General features: G+C 62.9%; 23 protein-coding genes. 11 read left to right on the top strand and 12 right to left on the bottom strand.

The genetic code is table 11. The features are described 5' to 3' along the window. Window positions 1-36: 36 nt before the first annotated feature. The 10 genes from hisD to AC0ZJQ_RS04245 form a co-directional block, all read right to left on the bottom strand. On the bottom strand, window positions 37-1,344 hold the full coding sequence (hisD, locus tag AC0ZJQ_RS04290; RefSeq protein ID WP_314019757.1) for a histidinol dehydrogenase: 1,308 nt from the start codon (window positions 1,342-1,344) through the stop codon (window positions 37-39). A gap of 172 nt (window positions 1,345-1,516) precedes the next feature. Further along, a complete protein-coding gene (hisG, locus tag AC0ZJQ_RS04285) occupies window positions 1,517-2,149 on the bottom strand; it encodes an ATP phosphoribosyltransferase (RefSeq protein WP_008567297.1) in 633 nt (210 codons plus the stop codon). 179 nt (window positions 2,150-2,328) lie between these two features. Continuing rightward, window positions 2,329-3,594 (bottom strand): UDP-N-acetylglucosamine 1-carboxyvinyltransferase, encoded by a 1,266-nt coding sequence (gene murA / locus AC0ZJQ_RS04280; protein WP_102827584.1) that lies wholly within the window; start codon window positions 3,592-3,594, stop codon window positions 2,329-2,331. A 99-nt stretch (window positions 3,595-3,693) separates the two neighbouring features. Then, on the bottom strand, window positions 3,694-3,933 hold the full coding sequence (locus AC0ZJQ_RS04275; protein ID WP_008567299.1) for a BolA family protein: 240 nt from the start codon (window positions 3,931-3,933) through the stop codon (window positions 3,694-3,696). A 100-nt stretch (window positions 3,934-4,033) separates the two neighbouring features. After that, window positions 4,034-4,525 carry a phosphate-starvation-inducible protein PsiE gene (locus tag AC0ZJQ_RS04270; RefSeq protein ID WP_008567300.1) on the bottom strand — a complete coding sequence of 164 codons (492 nt, stop codon included), beginning with the start codon at window positions 4,523-4,525 and terminating at the stop codon, window positions 4,034-4,036. After that, window positions 4,522-4,851: an STAS domain-containing protein gene (locus tag AC0ZJQ_RS04265; protein ID WP_155551562.1), complete on the bottom strand. Its 330-nt coding sequence runs from the start codon at window positions 4,849-4,851 to the stop codon at window positions 4,522-4,524. The genes AC0ZJQ_RS04270 and AC0ZJQ_RS04265 overlap by 4 nt, the downstream gene beginning before the upstream one ends. Then, window positions 4,844-5,491 (bottom strand): MlaC/ttg2D family ABC transporter substrate-binding protein, encoded by a 648-nt coding sequence (locus tag AC0ZJQ_RS04260; protein ID WP_237264520.1) that lies wholly within the window; start codon window positions 5,489-5,491, stop codon window positions 4,844-4,846. The genes AC0ZJQ_RS04265 and AC0ZJQ_RS04260 overlap by 8 nt, the downstream gene beginning before the upstream one ends. 12 nt (window positions 5,492-5,503) lie before the next feature. Beyond that, a complete protein-coding gene (gene mlaD / locus AC0ZJQ_RS04255) occupies window positions 5,504-5,962 on the bottom strand; it encodes an outer membrane lipid asymmetry maintenance protein MlaD (RefSeq protein ID WP_237264518.1) in 459 nt (152 codons plus the stop codon). Continuing rightward, complete coding sequence (mlaE, locus tag AC0ZJQ_RS04250) at window positions 5,962-6,759, bottom strand: lipid asymmetry maintenance ABC transporter permease subunit MlaE (RefSeq protein ID WP_008567305.1); 798 nt, start codon at window positions 6,757-6,759, stop codon at window positions 5,962-5,964. The genes mlaD and mlaE overlap by 1 nt, the downstream gene beginning before the upstream one ends. Further along, the gene (locus AC0ZJQ_RS04245) at window positions 6,752-7,567 is read right to left on the bottom strand and encodes an ATP-binding cassette domain-containing protein (protein ID WP_008567306.1); all 816 of its coding nucleotides are present in this window, start codon (window positions 7,565-7,567) and stop codon (window positions 6,752-6,754) included. Before AC0ZJQ_RS04245 ends, mlaE begins: the two co-directional genes overlap by 8 nt. A gap of 260 nt (window positions 7,568-7,827) precedes the next feature. Here AC0ZJQ_RS04245 and AC0ZJQ_RS04240 point away from each other — a divergent pair, with 260 nt between their 5' ends. The 10 genes from AC0ZJQ_RS04240 to AC0ZJQ_RS04195 all read left to right on the top strand — a co-directional run bounded on the left by AC0ZJQ_RS04240 (window position 7,828) and on the right by AC0ZJQ_RS04195 (window position 14,824). Next, window positions 7,828-8,802 carry a KpsF/GutQ family sugar-phosphate isomerase gene (locus tag AC0ZJQ_RS04240; RefSeq protein WP_237264517.1) on the top strand — a complete coding sequence of 325 codons (975 nt, stop codon included), beginning with the start codon at window positions 7,828-7,830 and terminating at the stop codon, window positions 8,800-8,802. Further along, window positions 8,802-9,326, top strand: coding sequence for a KdsC family phosphatase (locus tag AC0ZJQ_RS04235; protein ID WP_476477366.1), 525 nt, complete (start codon window positions 8,802-8,804; stop codon window positions 9,324-9,326). Before AC0ZJQ_RS04240 ends, AC0ZJQ_RS04235 begins: the two co-directional genes overlap by 1 nt. 8 nt (window positions 9,327-9,334) lie before the next feature. Beyond that, on the top strand, window positions 9,335-9,907 hold the full coding sequence (lptC, locus tag AC0ZJQ_RS04230) for an LPS export ABC transporter periplasmic protein LptC (protein WP_237264513.1): 573 nt from the start codon (window positions 9,335-9,337) through the stop codon (window positions 9,905-9,907). Then, complete coding sequence (gene lptA / locus AC0ZJQ_RS04225) at window positions 9,894-10,439, top strand: lipopolysaccharide transport periplasmic protein LptA (RefSeq protein ID WP_043295795.1); 546 nt, start codon at window positions 9,894-9,896, stop codon at window positions 10,437-10,439. Before lptC ends, lptA begins: the two co-directional genes overlap by 14 nt. Then, complete coding sequence (lptB, locus tag AC0ZJQ_RS04220; protein ID WP_008567311.1) at window positions 10,439-11,164, top strand: LPS export ABC transporter ATP-binding protein; 726 nt, start codon at window positions 10,439-10,441, stop codon at window positions 11,162-11,164. Before lptA ends, lptB begins: the two co-directional genes overlap by 1 nt. 154 nt (window positions 11,165-11,318) lie before the next feature. Beyond that, window positions 11,319-12,824, top strand: coding sequence for an RNA polymerase factor sigma-54 (locus tag AC0ZJQ_RS04215; RefSeq protein ID WP_237264511.1), 1,506 nt, complete (start codon window positions 11,319-11,321; stop codon window positions 12,822-12,824). A gap of 74 nt (window positions 12,825-12,898) precedes the next feature. Next, the gene (gene hpf, locus AC0ZJQ_RS04210) at window positions 12,899-13,207 is read left to right on the top strand and encodes a ribosome hibernation-promoting factor, HPF/YfiA family (protein ID WP_008567313.1); all 309 of its coding nucleotides are present in this window, start codon (window positions 12,899-12,901) and stop codon (window positions 13,205-13,207) included. Window positions 13,208-13,215: 8 nt separating this feature from the next. Beyond that, window positions 13,216-13,680: a PTS IIA-like nitrogen regulatory protein PtsN gene (gene ptsN / locus AC0ZJQ_RS04205; protein ID WP_008567314.1), complete on the top strand. Its 465-nt coding sequence runs from the start codon at window positions 13,216-13,218 to the stop codon at window positions 13,678-13,680. After that, window positions 13,681-14,538 carry an RNase adapter RapZ gene (gene rapZ / locus AC0ZJQ_RS04200; RefSeq protein WP_237264509.1) on the top strand — a complete coding sequence of 286 codons (858 nt, stop codon included), beginning with the start codon at window positions 13,681-13,683 and terminating at the stop codon, window positions 14,536-14,538. A 13-nt stretch (window positions 14,539-14,551) separates the two neighbouring features. Beyond that, window positions 14,552-14,824 (top strand): HPr family phosphocarrier protein, encoded by a 273-nt coding sequence (locus tag AC0ZJQ_RS04195; RefSeq protein WP_008567317.1) that lies wholly within the window; start codon window positions 14,552-14,554, stop codon window positions 14,822-14,824. Between the two features lie 92 nt (window positions 14,825-14,916). Here the strand turns inward: AC0ZJQ_RS04195 and pmbA are convergent, their stop codons facing one another. Next, complete coding sequence (pmbA, locus tag AC0ZJQ_RS04190) at window positions 14,917-16,263, bottom strand: metalloprotease PmbA (RefSeq protein WP_008567318.1); 1,347 nt, start codon at window positions 16,261-16,263, stop codon at window positions 14,917-14,919. A 106-nt stretch (window positions 16,264-16,369) separates the two neighbouring features. Here pmbA and yjgA point away from each other — a divergent pair, with 106 nt between their 5' ends. Beyond that, entirely contained in the window at window positions 16,370-16,891 is a 522-nt protein-coding gene (gene yjgA, locus AC0ZJQ_RS04185; protein WP_008567319.1) for a ribosome biogenesis factor YjgA, read from the top strand. 36 nt (window positions 16,892-16,927) lie between these two features. Here yjgA and tldD read toward each other — a convergent pair whose 3' ends face one another. Next, the gene (gene tldD, locus AC0ZJQ_RS04180; RefSeq protein WP_008567320.1) at window positions 16,928-18,370 is read right to left on the bottom strand and encodes a metalloprotease TldD; all 1,443 of its coding nucleotides are present in this window, start codon (window positions 18,368-18,370) and stop codon (window positions 16,928-16,930) included. Window positions 18,371-18,372: the final 2 nt, after the last annotated feature.

Genomic DNA, 18,372 nt, shown 5'->3' with positions numbered 1-18,372 from the left:
GGTGGAAAAGGCCTGCGGCCGTTTCCACCCTCCGGCTTACTTGATGCGGTACTCGGCGCTGCGCGCGTGAGCGGTCAACGACTCGCCGCGAGCCAGTACCGATGCGACCTTGCCCAGCTGCGAAGCGCCCTCGGCCGAGCAATTGATGATCGACGAGCGCTTCTGGAAGTCGTACACACCCAGCGGCGAGGAGAAGCGCGCAGTGCCGGAGGTCGGCAACACGTGATTGGGGCCGGCGCAATAGTCGCCCAACGCCTCGGCGGTGTAGCGCCCCATGAAGATCGCTCCGGCATGGCGGATCTGCTCCAAGTACTGCTCGGGATTTTCCACCGACAGCTCCAGGTGCTCAGGAGCGATGCGGTTAGCCACTTCGATGGCCTGGGCCATGTCGGCGACCTGGATCAGCGCGCCGCGGCCCTCGATGGAGGTACGTGCAATCTCGGCTCGCTCCAGCGTCGGCAGCAGGCGGGTAATGCTCTCGGCGACGCGATCGAGGAACGCCGCGTCCGGGCTGACCAAAATCGACTGCGCATCCTCATCGTGTTCGGCCTGGGAGAACAGGTCCATCGCGATCCAATCCGGGTCGGTCTGACCATCGCAGACCACGAGAATCTCCGACGGACCGGCGATCATGTCGATACCAACCTGGCCGAACACATGACGCTTGGCCGTGGCGACGTAGATGTTGCCGGGGCCGACGATCTTGTCCACCGGCGGTACGCTTTCCGTGCCGTAGGCCAGCGCAGCCACAGCCTGCGCGCCGCCGATAGTGAACACGCGATCCACCCCGGCGATGCATGCCGCGGCCAGCACCAGTTCATTGACCTCGCCGCGCGGGGTCGGCACCACCATTACCACCTCGGGCACGCCGGCAACCTTGGCCGGGATGGCATTCATCAGTACAGACGACGGATAGGACGCCTTGCCGCCCGGCACGTAGAGGCCGGCGCGATCCAGCGGAGTGACTTTCTGTCCGAGCACCGTGCCATCGGCCTCGGTGTAGGTCCAGGAATCCTGCTTCTGCCGCTCGTGATAGATACGCACTCGCTCGGCCGCCAGCTCCAGCGCCCTGCGCTGCTCCGGCGTGATGCGTTCCAATGCCTGCTCGAGGCGCGCACGCGGCAGGATCAAGTCGGCCATGCCGGAGACTTCCAGACCGTCGAAGCGCTGGGTCAGCTCTACCAACGCCGCATCGCCGCGTGTACGCACTGCCTGGATGATCTCCAGCACACGCGCGTTCACACCGTCGTCGGAGACGCTTTCCCAGCTCAGCAGATGATCCAGATGCCGGGCGAAATCGGCATCGGCAGCATTGAGTCGGCGGATAGCGGCGGGAACGGTCATGGCGGGCCTCATGGTTGGCTAGGCATCGGGAACTGCTCGTGGTCGTTGTGTACACAACGACCCGAAGATCAGGCTCTAAAGCGCCGCTAGATTAGCAAGCCGACCGCGTGCGCACCCGAGATTTTCGGCTATGGCACGGATAGGCGCGAGCAGGGCGGCGCCGAGGCAGAAGTCAGTGCGGATGTCGCTCGACGGCAGCACGCAGCGAGTCGATCAGCGCCTGGATGCGCGCATGCTGCATCTTCATCGACGCCTTGTTGACCACCAGCCGCGAGCTGATGGTGGCGATCAGCTCCTGCGGCTCCAGGCCGTTGGCACGCAAGGTGTTGCCGGTGTCGACCACGTCGATGATCTTGTCGGCCAATCCCACCAGCGGCGCGAGTTCCATCGAGCCATAGAGCTTGATGATGTCGACCTGGCGACCTTGCTCGGCGTAGTAACGCTTGGCGACGTTGACGAACTTGGTCGCCACCCGCAGCCGTCCCTTGGGCTCCGGCGCACCGACCTTACCCGCGGTCATCAGCTTGCAGTTGGCGATCTTCAGGTCGAGCGGCTCGTACAGCCCCTGGCCGCCGTATTCCATCAGCACGTCCTTGCCGGCGACGCCGAGGTCCGCCGCGCCGTGTTCGACATAGGTCGGCACGTCGGTGGCACGCACGATCAGCAGGCGCACGTCATCCTGGGTGGTCGGGATGATCAGCTTGCGGCTCTTGTCCGGATTCTCGGTGGGCACGATGCCCGCAGCCGCGAGTAGCGGCAAGGTATCGTCAAGAATGCGGCCTTTGGATAGGGCGATGGTGAGCATGAAGCGTTTTCCTTGAACGGCAACGGCCAACCTGAAAGGACGGCCACATGACCAACTGCGATCTCGCAAGCGAGCGTCATGCACGGCAGGAACAGGCCAGAGAGCAGAGTTTACGATCCGTAAAAGAGCATTCCGAGCCTGTTTTCAGCGCCACATGACCGCCGCGGGACGGATCGCTATCAGCCCGGAACGCGGCGAATCTTCGCCCCCAGCAACTGCAGTTTCTCCTCGATGCACTCGTAGCCACGGTCGATGTGGTAGATGCGATCGATCAGGGTGTCACCCTCGGCTACGAGGCCGGCGATCACCAGGCTCGCGGATGCGCGCAGGTCGGTCGCCATCACCGGCGCGCCCTTGAGCCGCTCGACCCCGGTGACGATGGCGGTGTTGCCTTCGACGAGAATCTGCGCGCCCATGCGGTTCATTTCGTAAACATGCATGAAGCGGTTTTCGAACACCGTCTCGATCACCGTGCCGGTACCTTCGGCGATGGCGTTGAGCGCGATGAACTGCGCCTGCATGTCGGTGGGGAATGCCGGGTACGGTGCGGTACGCACGTTGACGGCCTTCGGCCGCTTGCCCTTCATGTCCAGCTCGATCCAGTTACTGCCAGTGTCGATGTGCGCGCCAGCTTCCACCAGCTTGTGCAGCACGGCCTCGAGCAGCGTGGCGTCGGTATCCTTCAGGCGCACACGACCGCCGGTCGCTGCCGCGGCCACCAGATAGGTGCCGGTCTCGATACGGTCGGGCATGACGCTGTAACGGCCGCCACCGAGTCGCTTGACGCCGTCGATGACGATGGTGTCGGTGCCCGCGCCGGAAACCTTGGCTCCCATCGCATTGAGGAAATTGGCCAGATCGACCACTTCCGGCTCACGCGCGGCGTTTTCCAGCACGCTGCGACCGTTGGCCAGAGCAGCGGCCATCATGATGTTCTCGGTGCCGGTGACGCTCACGGTATCGAAGAAGAAGGTTGCGCCGCGCAGGCCGCCGGCCGGCGCCCTGGCCTTGATGTAGCCGCCTTCCACCTCGATCTGCGCACCCATCGCCTCAAGACCGCGAATGTGCAGGTCTACCGGGCGCGAACCGATGGCACAACCACCCGGCAGTGCCACTTCAGCCTCGCCGAAGCGCGCGACCATCGGGCCGAGCACCAAGATTGAGGCGCGCATGGTCTTGACCAGCTCATAGGGAGCGACCAGTGTCTTGATGCTGCTGGCGTCCACCTCGACGCTGAGTTTTTCGTCGATGACGGGCTGTACGCCCATGCGTCCGAACAGCTCGATCATCGTGGTGATGTCGTGCAGGTGCGGCAGGTTGCAGACGGTGACCGGCGTGTCGGCCAGCAGGGTCGCAGCCAGAATCGGCAGGGCGGAGTTCTTCGCGCCGGAAATGCGAATCTCGCCATCGAGGCGAGCGCCGCCGGTAATGATCAGTTTATCCATGAATGTTCCCGTAACCCGCAGGCTGGAAGCTCTGACGAAGGGCGTGGCGCGGTCTTCGCGACGCGCGCGGCCTGGAATGTGAATCGCCTCGACCGCCGCTCAGGCGCGCGAGGCCCAGTCGGCACGACTGAAGAATTTCATGGTGACGGCATGAATGCTGCCATCGGCGATCCACGGATTGAGATGAGCGTAGATCTGCTGTTGCCGCTTGACCGGCCCCAGGGCCGCCAGATCGTCGCTGATCACATTGAGCTGGAAGTTGCAGCCTTCGCCTTCCACTTCCACCACCGCTCCGGGAAGCTTCGCTTCCAGGAAATTCTTCACTTCTAGGGCCTGCATGTTCAACCTCGATCGGCGCAGGACGCGCACGGGCCGGCCATCATACAAAAAAGCCCGGAGGCTGCGAACCCCGAACCGCGCCGGCAGGACGCGGTTCGTCTTATTCCAGCGTTTCGGCTGCCTGGTCGCGTTCAGAGCGCCGCGCATGCCGGCCGCTGTCGCTTTGCACCGCAGGGAAACGCGACGACGCAAAGCGCACCACCAGGATCGCCAGCGCCAACAGCAGGATCGCACCGGACACGTAGACGACCCCCATGTCCGGGCGATGGTGATGGGAAATGTCGGAGATCAGCAGGCGGGTCAGCGCGGTAATCGCCACATAGATCAGGAAGCGCACCGGCATGTGATTGGTCTTGAAATAGATGCCGACCATCGCGCCCAACTCGAGGTAGATGAACAGCAGCAGAATATCGTCGACCGTGATATGACCCTTCTCGACCATGCCGAGGAAGGCCAGGAAAGCCGCCCACGCCGTCACGCCACCGATGGCGAACAGCGCAAGATAATGAAAGCCCTCGACGAGCAAGTTGCCCAGCGCTTCGGCCAGGCCATGAAGCTGGTCGCGCATGCGTTCGGCCCAGCGCAGGCTCATGTGTCGCTCCCCGTAGACGCCGCATCCAGCGGCAGGATGTCCAGCAGCCCGGAGACCCGGGCGATTTCCAGCATGTCGGCCGGCATCCCGGTGATGCGCACCGGACGCTGTGCCGCCCGCGCGTCACGCATGAAGGCCAGCAAGAGCGACAGGCCGACGCTGCTGGACTTCTCTACCGCCGAGCAGTCGAGCAACAGCGCCGCGCCCTTCTCTGCGCGAATCAGCCCCTGGCCCTGCTCACGCAAAACCGGACCGGTACGCAGATCAAGCACACCGAGCAGACGCAACGTTCCGCCCGGCAGGCTTTCGATGCGCCCGTCATTCATCGCCGCTGGCCTGCTGACCGGCCGAAGTGTCCTTAGCGCGAGCCACTACCTCGGCCCAACCGTCGATGGTCTTGTCCAGATCGCCGCCATTCTTCTGCATCGAGTCGGCAAACTGGTCGCGGAACAGCTTGCCGATATTGATGCCGTTGATGATCACGTTGCGCACACGCCATTCGCCATCGTTAACCATCGTGTAGGACACCGGGTAGACCTCGCCTTGGCGCCCGACCACTTCCATGCCGACACTGGCGCGCTTGCCGTCCTGCTTGCCGGTCGGCGGCAATACGCGGATCTGCTGGTTGTTGTATTCCAGCAGGGCGTTGCCATAGAACTGCATCAGGCTGCGCTTGAAGTTTTCCTGAAAGCGCGTCATCTGCTCGGGCGTAGCGCTACGCGAATATTTGACAGTCATGATGCTGCGCGAGATGCCTTCGGCATCCACGACCGGACCGAGGATGCCGTTCAGCGCGTCGTAAAACGCCGAAGGATCGCTGCGGTACTGCTCCTTGTTTGCTTTCAGATCGGCCAGCAGCCGATCGGTGGTCTGCTGAATCAGCTGGTGCGGACTCACCGCAGCCTGGGCAAACAGCGGCAGTACAGTCAGCAGAACCAGCAGCCCGCGACGCAGGGCAGTCATCATTCGAAGCACTCCTTATTCCTTGTTAACCGAGTTGAGCAGGAACTTGCCGATCAGGTCTTCGAGCACCAGCGAAGACTGGGTGTCGCTGATCGTGTCGCCATCACCGAGAGCCTCCTCGTCACCGCCGACGCTGATACCGATGTACTTCTCGCCGAGCAGGCCGGCAGTAAGGATCGAGGCGGTGGAATCGACCGGCACCATGTCGACATCCTGCTGTATTTCCATCGTCACGCGACCGGTGAAGCTATCGCGATCCAGATCGATGGCGGTGACCTTGCCAATGGTCACGCCGGCCATGGTCACCTTGGATCTGACCGTCAGACCGGCAATATTGTCGAAATAGGCATACACCTTGTAGGTATCGGCATTGCCGACACTCAACCCGCTGACCCGCAGCGACAACAGCAACAGCGCCAGCAGACCGGCTAGCAGAAACAGGCCGACACCCATTTCCAGTGAGCGGATACGCATCAGAAATCTCCAAACATCAATGCGGTCAGAATGAAATCGAGGCCCAGCACTGCCAACGAGGCGTATACCACGGTACGCGTCGTGGCCCGGCTGATTCCCTCGGAGGTCGGCTCGCAGTCATAGCCCTGGAACACCGCGATCCAGGTCACCACCAGCGCAAACACCAGGCTCTTGATCACGCCGTTGAGCACATCCGAGCGGAAGTCGACACTGTTCTGCATGTTGACCCAGTACGAACCCTCGTAGACACCGAGCCAGTCCACGGCAACCATCGCCCCGCCCCAGATGCCGACCACGTTGAAGATCAGCGTCAGCAGCGGCAACGAGATGAAGCCTGCCCACAAGCGCGGCGCGATGATGTACTTGAGCGGATCGACACCGATCATCTCCAGGCTCGACAACTGTTCGGTGGACTTCATGTTGCCGATCTCGGCCGCCAGCGCCGAGCCCGCACGGCCTGCAAACAGCAGGGCCGTAACCACTGGCCCGAGCTCGCGCAGCAGCGTCAGGGCGACCATCTGGCCGACCGCCTGCTCCGAACCATAGCTACTGAGGATGTTGTAGCCCTGCAGCGCCAGAACCATGCCAATGAAGATGCCAGACACGACGATGATCGCCAGCGACAACACGCCAACTGCATAGAGTTGCTTCATCAGCAGCGCCAGGCCGTTGCGCAGCCCGCTACGGCCGAACAGCGCGTGGACCAGAAAGATCGTCGAACGCCCCAGTGCCGCAAGCACATCGAGCCCCGCGCGGCCGAGCAGCGCGATCCTGTCCAACAGCGAACGCTTACGCATCGGCGCCTCCCAACAGGTCATCAGCATAGGCCGGCGCAGGAAAATGGAACGGAACCGGGCCGTCGGCCGAGCCCGTCATGAACTGGCGGATGCGCGGATTGTCCGACTCCATCAGCTCGGCCGGCACACCCTGGCCAAGCACCTGACCATCGCCGACCACATAGATGTAGTCGGCGATCGATGCGGTCTCCGCGAGATCGTGGGACACGACGATACTGGTGATTCCGAGCGCATCGTTGAGCAGCCGGATCAGCCGCACCAGAACGCCCATCGCGATTGGATCCTGACCGGCGAACGGCTCGTCGTACATGAGAATCTGCGGATCCAGCGCGATTGCCCGCGCCAGCGCCACGCGACGCTTCATCCCGCCGGACAGCTCGTCGGGCATCAGCTCGACGGCCCCGCGCAGGCCAACCGCCTGCAGCTTCATCAGGACGATATCGCGGATCATCTCCTCCGGCAGACGGGTGTGCACCCGCAGCGGGAAAGCGACGTTCTCGAACACATCGAGATCGGTGAACAACGCACCGCTCTGGAACAACACGCCCATTTGCTTGCGCATGTCGAACAGCTCGCTACGCGAAAGACTCGGCAGGTTGTTGCCGGCCACCCAGATTTCGCCACGATTCGGCATCAGCTGGGCGGCTATCAGACGCAGCAGGGTCGTCTTGCCGCAGCCGGACGGGCCCATGATCGCAGTGACCTTGCCGCGCGGAATGGCAATATCGATATTGTCGAAGATACTTCGCTCACCGCGCATGAAGGTCACTCCCTTCAGCTCGACAGCGAAGTCGTTGCAGGCGCTCATCTGGTCTCCTTGCATGCAGTCTGCGAAACAGACGGCTCCCGACCGCTGCGGGATACTTTCTGCCATGACCGTTTTCGGCGGCGCACTATAGCACCGCCCCCACGGCGACCCAACCGACCGGGGGTTTCCGGACATGTCCAGCGCAGACACTGCCCGCCTCCGACGTCGCCATCGCGGCCTATGCATGGGCATTTTTCTCATCAGCGCGCGCACGATTGGCGCTATAATCGTGCGCTTTTAATCGGACGATCGCGCCCACGATGAGCCAGAGCAGCCTACTGATCGACACCGCGCAACGCACCATCCAGCTGGAAACCGAAGCCGTCGAACAGCTTCGCAGCCGCATCGACGAACGCTTCGTGCATGCCTGCGAGCTGGTCCTAGCCTGCAAGGGACGCGTGGTGGTGGTGGGCATGGGCAAGTCCGGTCACATCGGCCGCAAGATCGCCGCGACGCTGGCCAGCACCGGCACCCCGGCATTCTTTGTACACCCGGCCGAAGCCAGCCACGGGGACATGGGCATGATCACCCGCGACGACGTGGTGCTGGCGCTGTCCAACTCCGGCACCACCAGCGAGATCGTCACCCTGCTGCCACTGATCAAGCGCCTTGGCCTCAATCTGATCAGCATGACCGGCAACCCCGAGTCGGTACTGGCCAAGGCAGCGGCAGTCAATCTAGACGCCAGCGTGGCGGTGGAAGCCTGCCCGCTCAATCTTGCCCCCACCTCCTCGACCACCGTCAGTCTGGTACTCGGCGACGCACTCGCCATCGCGCTACTCGAAGCGCGCGGCTTCACCGCCGAGGATTTCGCATTTTCACATCCAGGGGGCGCGCTTGGCCGGCGCCTGCTGCTCAAGGTCGAACATGTGATGCATACCGGCGAGCGCCTACCCAAAGTCGAGCGCGGCACCTCGCTGCGCGACGCCCTGCTGGAGATGACTCGCAAAGGGCTGGGCATGACCGTCGTGGTCGAACGCGATGGACGCCTCGCGGGAATCTTCACCGACGGCGACCTGCGCCGCACCCTCGACAAGGGTATCGACGTGCGCCAGTCACTCATTGACGACGTCATGACTGCTCGCGGCAAGACAGCCAATGCCGACATGCTGGCCGCCGAAGCGCTGAAGATCATGGAGGACCACAAGATCAACTCGCTGGTGGTGATCGACGACGCAGGGCTTCCGGTCGGCGCGCTGAACATGCACGACCTGCTACGTGCGGGAGTGATGTGATGCAACAGGACCTGCTGCAACGCGCTCGCGACATCCGTCTGGCGATCTTCGACGTCGACGGCGTATTGACCGACGGCCGCCTGTACTTTCTCACTGACGGCAGCGAATTCAAGACGTTCAACACACTGGACGGCCACGGCATCAAGATGCTGATCAATTCCGGCGTGCGCACCGCCATCATCAGCGGCCGCAAGACCCCCGTGGTCGAGCGCCGCGCCCAGAACCTCGGCATCCAGTATCTCTATCAGGGGCGCGAGGACAAGCTGGTGGTGCTCGACGAGCTGCTGACCGAACTGGGGCTGAGCTACGCTGAAGTCGCCTATCTGGGCGACGATCTGCCCGACCTGCCGGTGATCCGCCGGGTCGGCCTGGGCATGGCCGTGGCCAGCGCCGATGCCTTTGTGCGCCAGCATGCCCACGGCGTGACCCGAGCGCGCGGCGGCGAAGGTGCGGCCCGCGAATTCTGTGAGCTGATTCTGCACGCCCAGGGCAACCTGGTGGCCGCTCAATCGGCCTACCTGTAGAGGTTCCGATGCTTCACAAACTGCGCTTTCCCGCCCTGCTGATGCTGATTGCCGCCCTGCTGGTGGCAGTCGGCTACTGGAACATCCGTCCGGAAAGCTTCATGCTGCAGCCGGCAGCGGTCGCCACCGCGGAATCGCCAATCGATTTCTACGTACTCAACGCCCGCACCGTGCAGTTCCAGCCGGATGGCAAGCGTCACTACGAGCTGACCGCGGACAAGATGGAGCACCTCAAGGCCAGCGACGTCAGTCTGCTGACGCGCCCCGACCTGTATGCCTACCGCGGCACGGAACTGCCCTGGCATGTTCGCAGCGAGCGCGGCGAGGTTGCCGCCGGCGGCAGCGAAGTCGAGCTGATCGATCAGGTTCGCGTGGAGCGTACTGACGCCAAGGGCCGCCCCACCATCCTCACCACCAGCCGGATGACGGTCTGGCCCGAGAAGGATTATGCCGAAACCCGGCAAGCCGTTAGAATCGAGGCCGCCAATGGCGTCACGACGGCCACGGGAATGAAAGCGTATCTGGATGATGGCAGGATGCACCTGCTGTCCAATGTAAGAGGCAAGCATGAGCTGCGTTAAGACCCTCCCCCTCCTGCTCGGTTTGAGCGCATTGTTGCTTGGTACCACTGCCTCGGCGCTGCCAGAAGACCGCAACCAGCCGATTCGCGTTCAGGCCGACACGGCCGAACTGGACGACCAGCAGGGCGTGGCCGTCTATCGCGGCGACGTGGTGATCACCCAAGGCACGATGAAGATCACCGGCGATACCGTGACCATCACCCAGGACGGCAACGGCGATGTCGAGGTCTTCACCTCCATCGGCAAGCCTGCCTACTATGAGCAGAAGCCGGCGGTCGACAAGGAGATCGTCAAGGCCTACGGCCTGACCATCCAGTATTTCGCGGCGAACGAGCGCATCGTGTTGATCGACCAAGCCAAAGTGGTGCAGGAAGGCAATACCTTCGAGGGCGAGAAGATCGTCTATGACACCCAGCGACAGATCGTCAACGCCGGCCGCGCCACCAACACCGCGGTGACCACGCCACAGCCACGCATTGACATGGTCATCCAGCCACGCAAGAAAGAGCAGCCGGCGGAGCAGGCGCAGTAATGGCCGTACTTAAAGCGCAGCACCTCGCCAAGAGCTACAAGAGCCGCCAGGTCGTGCGCGACGTCAGCCTATCGATCGAGAGCGGGCAAATCGTCGGCCTGCTTGGCCCCAACGGTGCCGGCAAGACCACCTGTTTCTACATGATCGTCGGCCTCGTGGGTGCCGATCAGGGGCGTGTGCTGATCGACCAGCAGGACGTCACTCACCTGCCCATGCATGGTCGCGCCCGCGCCGGTATCGGCTACCTGCCGCAGGAAGCCTCGATCTTCCGCAAGCTTTCGGTGGCGGACAACATCATGGCCATCCTGGAGACGCGCAAGGATCTCGATCGAGCCGGCCGCCAACAAGCGCTCGAAGCACTGTTGCAGGAATTTCACATCAGCCATATTCGCGACAGCCTCGGCATGAGCCTGTCCGGCGGCGAACGACGCCGGGTAGAAATTGCCCGCGCCCTGGCCACGGCGCCCAAGTTCATCCTGCTGGACGAACCTTTCGCCGGCGTCGACCCGATCTCCGTGGGCGATATCAAGCAAATCATCCACCACCTCAAGGCCAAGGGCATCGGCGTCCTGATCACCGACCACAATGTCCGCGAAACTCTGGATATCTGCGAAACGGCCTATATCGTCAATGACGGCCAGCTGATAGCCGAGGGCGACGCCGAAACCATCCTGGCCAACCAGCTGGTCAAGGAAGTCTACCTGGGCCACGAATTCCGCCTGTGAGCGGTCCGGCACGTCGGTTTTTTTGCGTGACCCAACATTTCTGGCCTAGGCAAAGGCTTCGCTGGCAGGCATATAATTTGCTTTCATTCGGCGCCTAGCGCCTATTGGGAACGGGCGCGGTTGCGCCGGCACATAAGGTTCGAAGTCCTCTGCCATGAAACCATCGCTAGTCCTGAAGATGGGCCAGCAGCTGACGATGACGCCGCAGCTGCAACAAGCCATACGACTGCTGCAGCTTTCCACGCTGGATCTGCAGCAGGAAATCCAGGAAGCTCTGGATTCCAACCCGATGCTCGAACGCGAGGAGGATGGCGACGACTTCAGTCACGCCGACCCCATGGCTGAAGCCGCCGATCAGAACGGTGAAGGCCCCTCGGCCAGCCAGACGAGCAGCGACAATCTTTACGAAGAACCCACGCATAACGCCGACAACCTGGAAGAAGGCGACTGGGGCGAGCGCATTCCTAGCGAACTGCCCGTCGACACTGCCTGGGAAGACATCTACCAGACCAGCGCCAGCAGCCTGCCAAGCAACGACGATGACGATTGGGATTTCACCACCCGCACCTCCAGCGGCGTCAGCCTGCAAAGCCATCTGCTCTGGCAGCTCAACCTGGCGCCGATGAGCGATACCGACCGGCTGATCGCCACGACCCTGATCGACTGCATCAATGACCAGGGCTATCTGGAAGAAAGTCTGGAAGAGGTGCTCGAGTCGCTGGATCCCGAGCTTGAGGTCGAGCTCGACGAGATCGAAGTGGTGCTCCACCGTATCCAGCAGTTCGAACCTGCCGGCATCGGTGCCCGCAACCTTAGCGAATGCCTGCTGCTGCAACTGCGCCAACTGCCCGAACAGACCGCCTGGCTGGAACAGGCTAAGCAACTGGTGAGCAATTACCTTGATGTGTTGGGTAATCGCGACTACAGCCTGCTGATGCGCAGGATGAAGCTCAAGGAAGACGAGCTGCGCCAGGTGATCGAGCTGGTACAGAGTCTCAACCCCCGCCCCGGCTCGCAGATCGAGGCCAGCGAGCCAGAATATGTGGTGCCAGACGTGATCGTGCGCAAGCACAACGACCGCTGGCTGGTGGAGCTGAACCAGGACGCCATGCCGCGCCTGCGTGTCAACGCGCAATACGCCGGCTTCGTCAAACGCGCTGACTCCAGTGCCGATAACACCTTCATGCGCAACCAGCTGCAGGAAGCGCGCTGGTTCATCAAGAGCCTGCTCAGCCGCAACGAGACGCTGATGAAGGTCGCCACGCAAATCGTCGAACATCAGCGCGGTTTTCTCGATCACGGCGACGAAGCGATGAAACCCCTTGTGCTGCACGACATCGCCGAGGCGGTAGGCATGCACGAATCAACCATCTCGCGCGTGACCACGCAGAAATACATGCACACGCCGCGGGGTATTTACGAGCTGAAATACTTCTTCTCCAGCCACGTCAGTACGGCCGAAGGCGGCGAATGCTCGTCCACCGCGATTCGCGCGATCATCAAGAAACTGGTCGCCGCGGAAAACCCCAAAAAGCCATTGAGTGACAGTAAGATCGCTGGTCTACTGGAGGCACAGGGCATCCAGGTTGCCCGTCGCACAATCGCCAAATACCGTGAATCGCTTGGCATCGCTCCCTCAAGCGAACGCAAGCGACTATAGTGCGGCCAGGTTGAATGTTTCGGCGGCAGGTCCTGTACCGGCCACCTTCGCAGCAGGCAATTAGGAGAAGCAGTATGCAAATCAACATCAGCGGTCTTCATCTGGAAGTAACTGACGCCCTGCGTAGCTATGTCGAGGAGAAATTCGAGCGGCTGTCCCGCCACTTCGATCGCATCATCAGCATCCAGGTGATCCTGCAGGTCGAGAAGCTCAAGCAGAAGGCCGAGGGCACACTGCACATCGCCGGTCGCGAAGTGGTGGCCAACGCCGAACACGAAGATATGTATGCCGCCATCGATCTGCTGGTCGACAAGCTCGATCGCCAGCTGATCAAGCACAAGGAAAAGCAGCTCGACCACACCCAGGGCGTAGTGGCTCGCTGACTCGCATCATGATCCGACTGGAATCCATCCTGACCCCTGGGCGTTCCTTGGTGAACGTCCCAGGCGGCAGCAAGAAACGCGTCCTCGAGCAGATCGCCAAGGTGATCGCGCAGGACCTGCCCGACCTCGATGCACAGGCCATCTTCGAGAGCCTGATCGCCCGCGAAAAACTCGGCTCCACCGGTTTCGGCAATGGCATAGCCATTCCGCACTGCCGCATGGCGGGCTGCAATTCGCCGCTCAGCGCCGTGCTGCGTCTGGAAGCACCGGTGGATTTCGACGCCATCGATGGCGCCCCGGTCGATCTGTTATTCGTTTTGCTGGTACCGCAAGCGGCGACGGATGAACATCTCGAATTGCTGCGCCAGATTGCCAGCATGCTCGACCGCGAAGACGTCCGCCAGCGCCTGCGTGAAGCCCCCACCAACGACGACCTTTATCAGGTCGTGGTCGATGTGCAAAACGGCCAGTAGATGCGCCTGATTATCGTCAGCGGCCGCTCCGGATCGGGAAAAAGCACCGCCCTCGACGCTCTGGAGGACAACGGCTTCTACTGCATCGACAACCTCCCGGCCGGCCTGCTCCCTGAGCTGGCCGAACGTGCCCTACTCCACACCGAGCTGCTGCAACCGCAGGTCGCCGTATCCATCGATGCACGCAATTTGCCGAGCCAGCTCAAGCGCTTCCCCGAACTGCTCGACGAAGTACGGTCCCGTCATATCCAGTGCGACGTGATCTACCTCGATGCCGATGACGAAACCCTGCTCAAACGCTTCTCGGAGACTCGCCGGCGTCACCCGCTGACCAACGACAAGCGTTCGCTGGCCGAGGCGATCCGCGACGAAGAGCTGCTGCTCGCTGCGATCATCGACCATGCCGACCTCAAGATCGACACCACGCACCTGAATCTCTATCAGCTGCGCGACACGCTCAAACTGCGCCTGCTCAACCAACCCGAGCCCGGCACCGCTTTTCTCATCGAATCGTTCGGTTTCAAACGTGGCATGCCGGTAGATGCGGATCTGGTGTTCGACGTGCGCTGCCTGCCGAACCCTTACTGGAAAGCTGAGCTGCGTGACTATTCCGGTCTCGATCAACCGGTCATCGACTATCTGTCCGCGCAGCCGGACGTTGACGAGATGTTCCAGGACATTCACGGCTACCTGAGCAAGTGGCTGCCCCGCTTCGCCGCCAGCAATCGTGCCTATGTCACGGTCGCCATCGGCTGCACCGGCGGTCATCACCGCTCCGTTTATTTGGCCGAACGCCTGGGCCAGGCGCTCAAGGCGCCCTTGAAGAATCTGCAGGTCCGCCACCGCGACATAGCCTAGGACGAACAGCCCCATGCCCGCCCGCGACGTCACCATCATCAACAAGCTCGGCCTGCACGCTCGCGCGGCCGCCAAGTTCGTCGGCGTAGCTAATCGTTATCCATGCAGCATTCGCGTCGGACGCTGCCCGGACACTCTGGTGGATGGCAAGAACATCATGGCGGTCATGATGCTGGCTGCCAGCAAGGGCACCGCCCTGCATCTGCAGACCGAGGGTGACGAAGACGAGGCCGCCCTGGCCGCACTGATCGCACTAATCGAAGATTATTTCGAGGAAGGCGAATAGCGCCTGGCGCCCCGGCGAGCGGAATTATTCCTGCTCGCCGCCCAGATTCCACACCATGGCGCCTTGTCGTCAGGACGCCCGTGACGCCCTCTCTATTTCCCCGCGACCGTCATCCGCTCGATAAGCACCGAGCCGGTGCGGATGTTGCTGCGAGTCTCGGTATCGCAGCCGACGGCAACGATCTGGCGGAACATGTCGCGCAGGTTGCCGGCGATGGTGACCTCCTGTACCGGGAACTGGATTTCGCCGTTCTCCACCCAGTAACCGCCGGCACCACGCGAATAATCACCGGTCACCAGATTCAGCCCCTGCCCCATCAGTTCGGTCACCAGCAGGCCACGCCCCATGCGCCGCAGCAGCGCGGCCTGGTCTTCCTCGCCGTGACTGACGAACAGGTTATGCACGCCGCCCGCATTGGCGGTGCTCGGCAATCCTAACTTGCGCCCGGAATAGGTCCCCAGCACATAGGAGATCAGCTGGCCGTTCTCCACAAAGGGCTTGGCATAGGTCGCCAGGCCATCGCCATCATAGGAGGCACTGCCCAGCGCCTGAGCGAGGTGCGGACGCTCGTCCAGACTGAGCCACTCGGGAAAAAGCGTCTGCCCCAGGGCGTTCTCCAGATAGGACGCCTTGCGGTAGAGGTTGCTGCCGGAGATCGCGGCGAGAAAGTGACCGAACAGCCCGGTCGCCAGATCGGCCGCGAACAGCACCGGCACCTCGCACGTCGGCACCGGTCGTGCCCCCAGGCGTCTGACCGCACGCTCGGCGGCGCGGCGCCCGATGCTCAGCGGATCGGCCAATGTATCGGCGCGACGGCTGACGTCGTAGTAGTAGTCGCGCTGCATCTGCCCGGCATGCTCGGCAATCATCACGCAACTCAGGCTGTGGCGCGTGCTGCAATAACTGCCGATGAAGCCGTTGCTGTTGCCGTAGGCGCGGCAGCCTTGATGGGTATTGAGGCTGGTACCGTCGGCATTGCGGATGCGCGGATCGACTGCGAACGCCGCCTCCTCGCAGCGCAGCGCCGTTTCGATCGCCTGTTCGGGGGAAACCGACCAGGGATGGAACAGGTCCAGGTCCGGGAGCTCGCGCGCCATCAGCGCCGCGTCGGCAAGCCCGGCGAATTCGTCTTCGGACGCATGCCGCGCAATGGCCAGCGCAGCAGCCACTGTTTCGCGAATGGCTGCGTCGCCGCTGCCCGTGGTGCTCGCCGAGCCCTTGCGCTGACCGACGTAGAGCGTAATACCGAAGCCCTGGTCGCGATTGAACTCGACGGTTTCAACCTCGCCCTGGCGCACGGTGGTCGACAGCCCCTGCTCCATCGACACCGACACCTCGCTGGCGCTGGCACCCTGCCGACGCGCTTCCTCGATGATGCGCTCGACTTTCTCGCGCAAGCCCGGCTCGACCTGCGGACCGATGCCTTCTACTTCACTCATAAGAACTCCCATGCCCCGCATTCGATCGTGACCCAGCCCGCCGACGGCAGAGCCGGCCCGGCAAGGCTGCTGTTATCATGGCGGCATTTCCCAATGGACCATCCCCATGCCTGAATACTCCGACGACGGCGTTTTCGACGAGAAGAGCAAATCCCAGGTCAAACGCGAGCTGCATGCGCTGCAGGAACTGGGCGAACGCCTGACCACGCTCAAGCCCGACCTGATCGAACGCCTGCCGCTGAGCGACGCGCTGCGCAAGGCACTCGCCGACGCGCCCAAACACACCGCACACATCGCCCGCAAACGCCACATCCAATACATCGGCAAGCTGATGCGTGGACAGGACATCGACGCCATTCTGGCTCTGGTCGACCAACTCGACGCCTCCACCCGCCAGTACAACGAACGCTTTCATGCCCTGGAGCGCTGGCGCGATCGCCTGATCGCCGGCAACGACGAAACGCTGGAAGCCTTCGTCACCGATTACCCCGACACCGATCGCCAGCACCTGCGCGGCCTGATCCGCCATGCCCAGCATGAAGCCGCGCGCAACAAACCGCCGGCGGCGAGTCGCAAGATCTTCAAATACATCCGCGACCTCGATGAAACCAAGCGCGGCCTGAAATAAGCCAGACCGCACGCCTTCCTGCCGCCTCCAGCGGCTTCAGGCGCCCGTTCCGCCGACGGTGATCTCGTCGATCTTCAGCGTCGGCTGACCGACGCCCACTGGCACCGACTGGCCATCCTTGCCACAGGTGCCGACGCCACTGTCCAGCGCCAGGTCGTTGCCGACCATCGACACCCGCGTCATCACCTCCGGGCCGTTGCCGATCAGCGTCGCACCTTTGACTGGCGCAGTGATCCGCCCATCTTCGATCAGATAAGCCTCGCTGGTGGAGAACACGAACTTGCCGCTGGTGATATCCACCTGGCCGCCACCAAGACTGGCGCAGTAGAGGCCGCGCTTGACCGAACGGATGATCTCCTCGGGATCGCTCTCGCCGGCCAGCATATAGGTGTTGGTCATGCGCGGCATCGGCAGGTGCGCGTAGGACTCGCGGCGGCCGTTGCCGGTAGGCGCGACACCCATCAGGCGCGCATTCAGCTTGTCCTGGATGTAGCCCTTGAGCACGCCGTTCTCGATCAGCGTGGTGCACTGCGTCGGCGTACCCTCGTCATCCACGCTGAGCGAGCCGCGCCGATCGGCCAGGGTACCGTCGTCGACGATGGTGCACAGCTTCGAAGCCACCTGTTGACCGATACGCCCGCTGTAGGCCGAACTGCCCTTGCGGTTGAAGTCGCCCTCCAGCCCGTGGCCGACCGCCTCGTGCAGCAGCACGCCGGACCAGCCCGGCCCGAGCACCACCGGCAAGCTGCCGGCAGGTGCCGGCTGTGCCTCGAGATTAACCAGCGCCTGGCGCAACGCCTCGCGCGCATAGCCCATCGCGCGGTCCTCGCTGAGGAAATACTGGTAGCCCAGCCGTCCACCGCCACCCTGGCCGCCCCGCTCGCGGCGGCCGTTCTGTTCGACGATCACGCTGACGTTGAAACGCACCAGCGGCCTGACATCGGCCGCCATGCCGCCATCCATGCCGGCAACCAGAATATGTTCCCAAACGCCCGCCAGGCTCACCGTGACCTGCTTGATGCGCGGGTCGAGCGCTCGCGTGGCGACATCGATGCGCTTGAGCAGCTCGACCTTTTCCGCCCGGCTCAACCCGTCCAGCGGATTCTCCTGGCTGTACAGCGGCGCAAAGGCCGCCCTCGACAGCACCCGTACGCTGCCCTGCTGACCGCTACGGGCAATCGAACGGGCCGCCTGCGCCGCCTGGCGCAGCGCCTCGGCGGTGATCGCATTGCTGTAGGCGAAGCCGGTCTTCTCGCCGGACAACGCGCGAACACCAACGCCCTGCTCCAGGTGGAAGCCGCCCTCCTTGACGATGCCGTCCTCCAGCACCCAGGACTCGCTGACCTGGTCCTGAAAATACAGATCGGCCGCGTCGATACCCGGCCCGGCGAGTTCCCCCAGCAGCGCAGGCAGGTCGTCAATGCCCAGGCCGCCGGGAGTCAGAAGCCGCTCGACGGCGGGCAACAGCAGTTCACTCATAG

This window comes from Stutzerimonas sp. 21-1 (genome assembly GCF_056336065.1).
The sequence above is the reverse complement of the archived record's forward strand: the minus strand, read 5'-3'. Positions and strand labels throughout refer to the sequence as shown.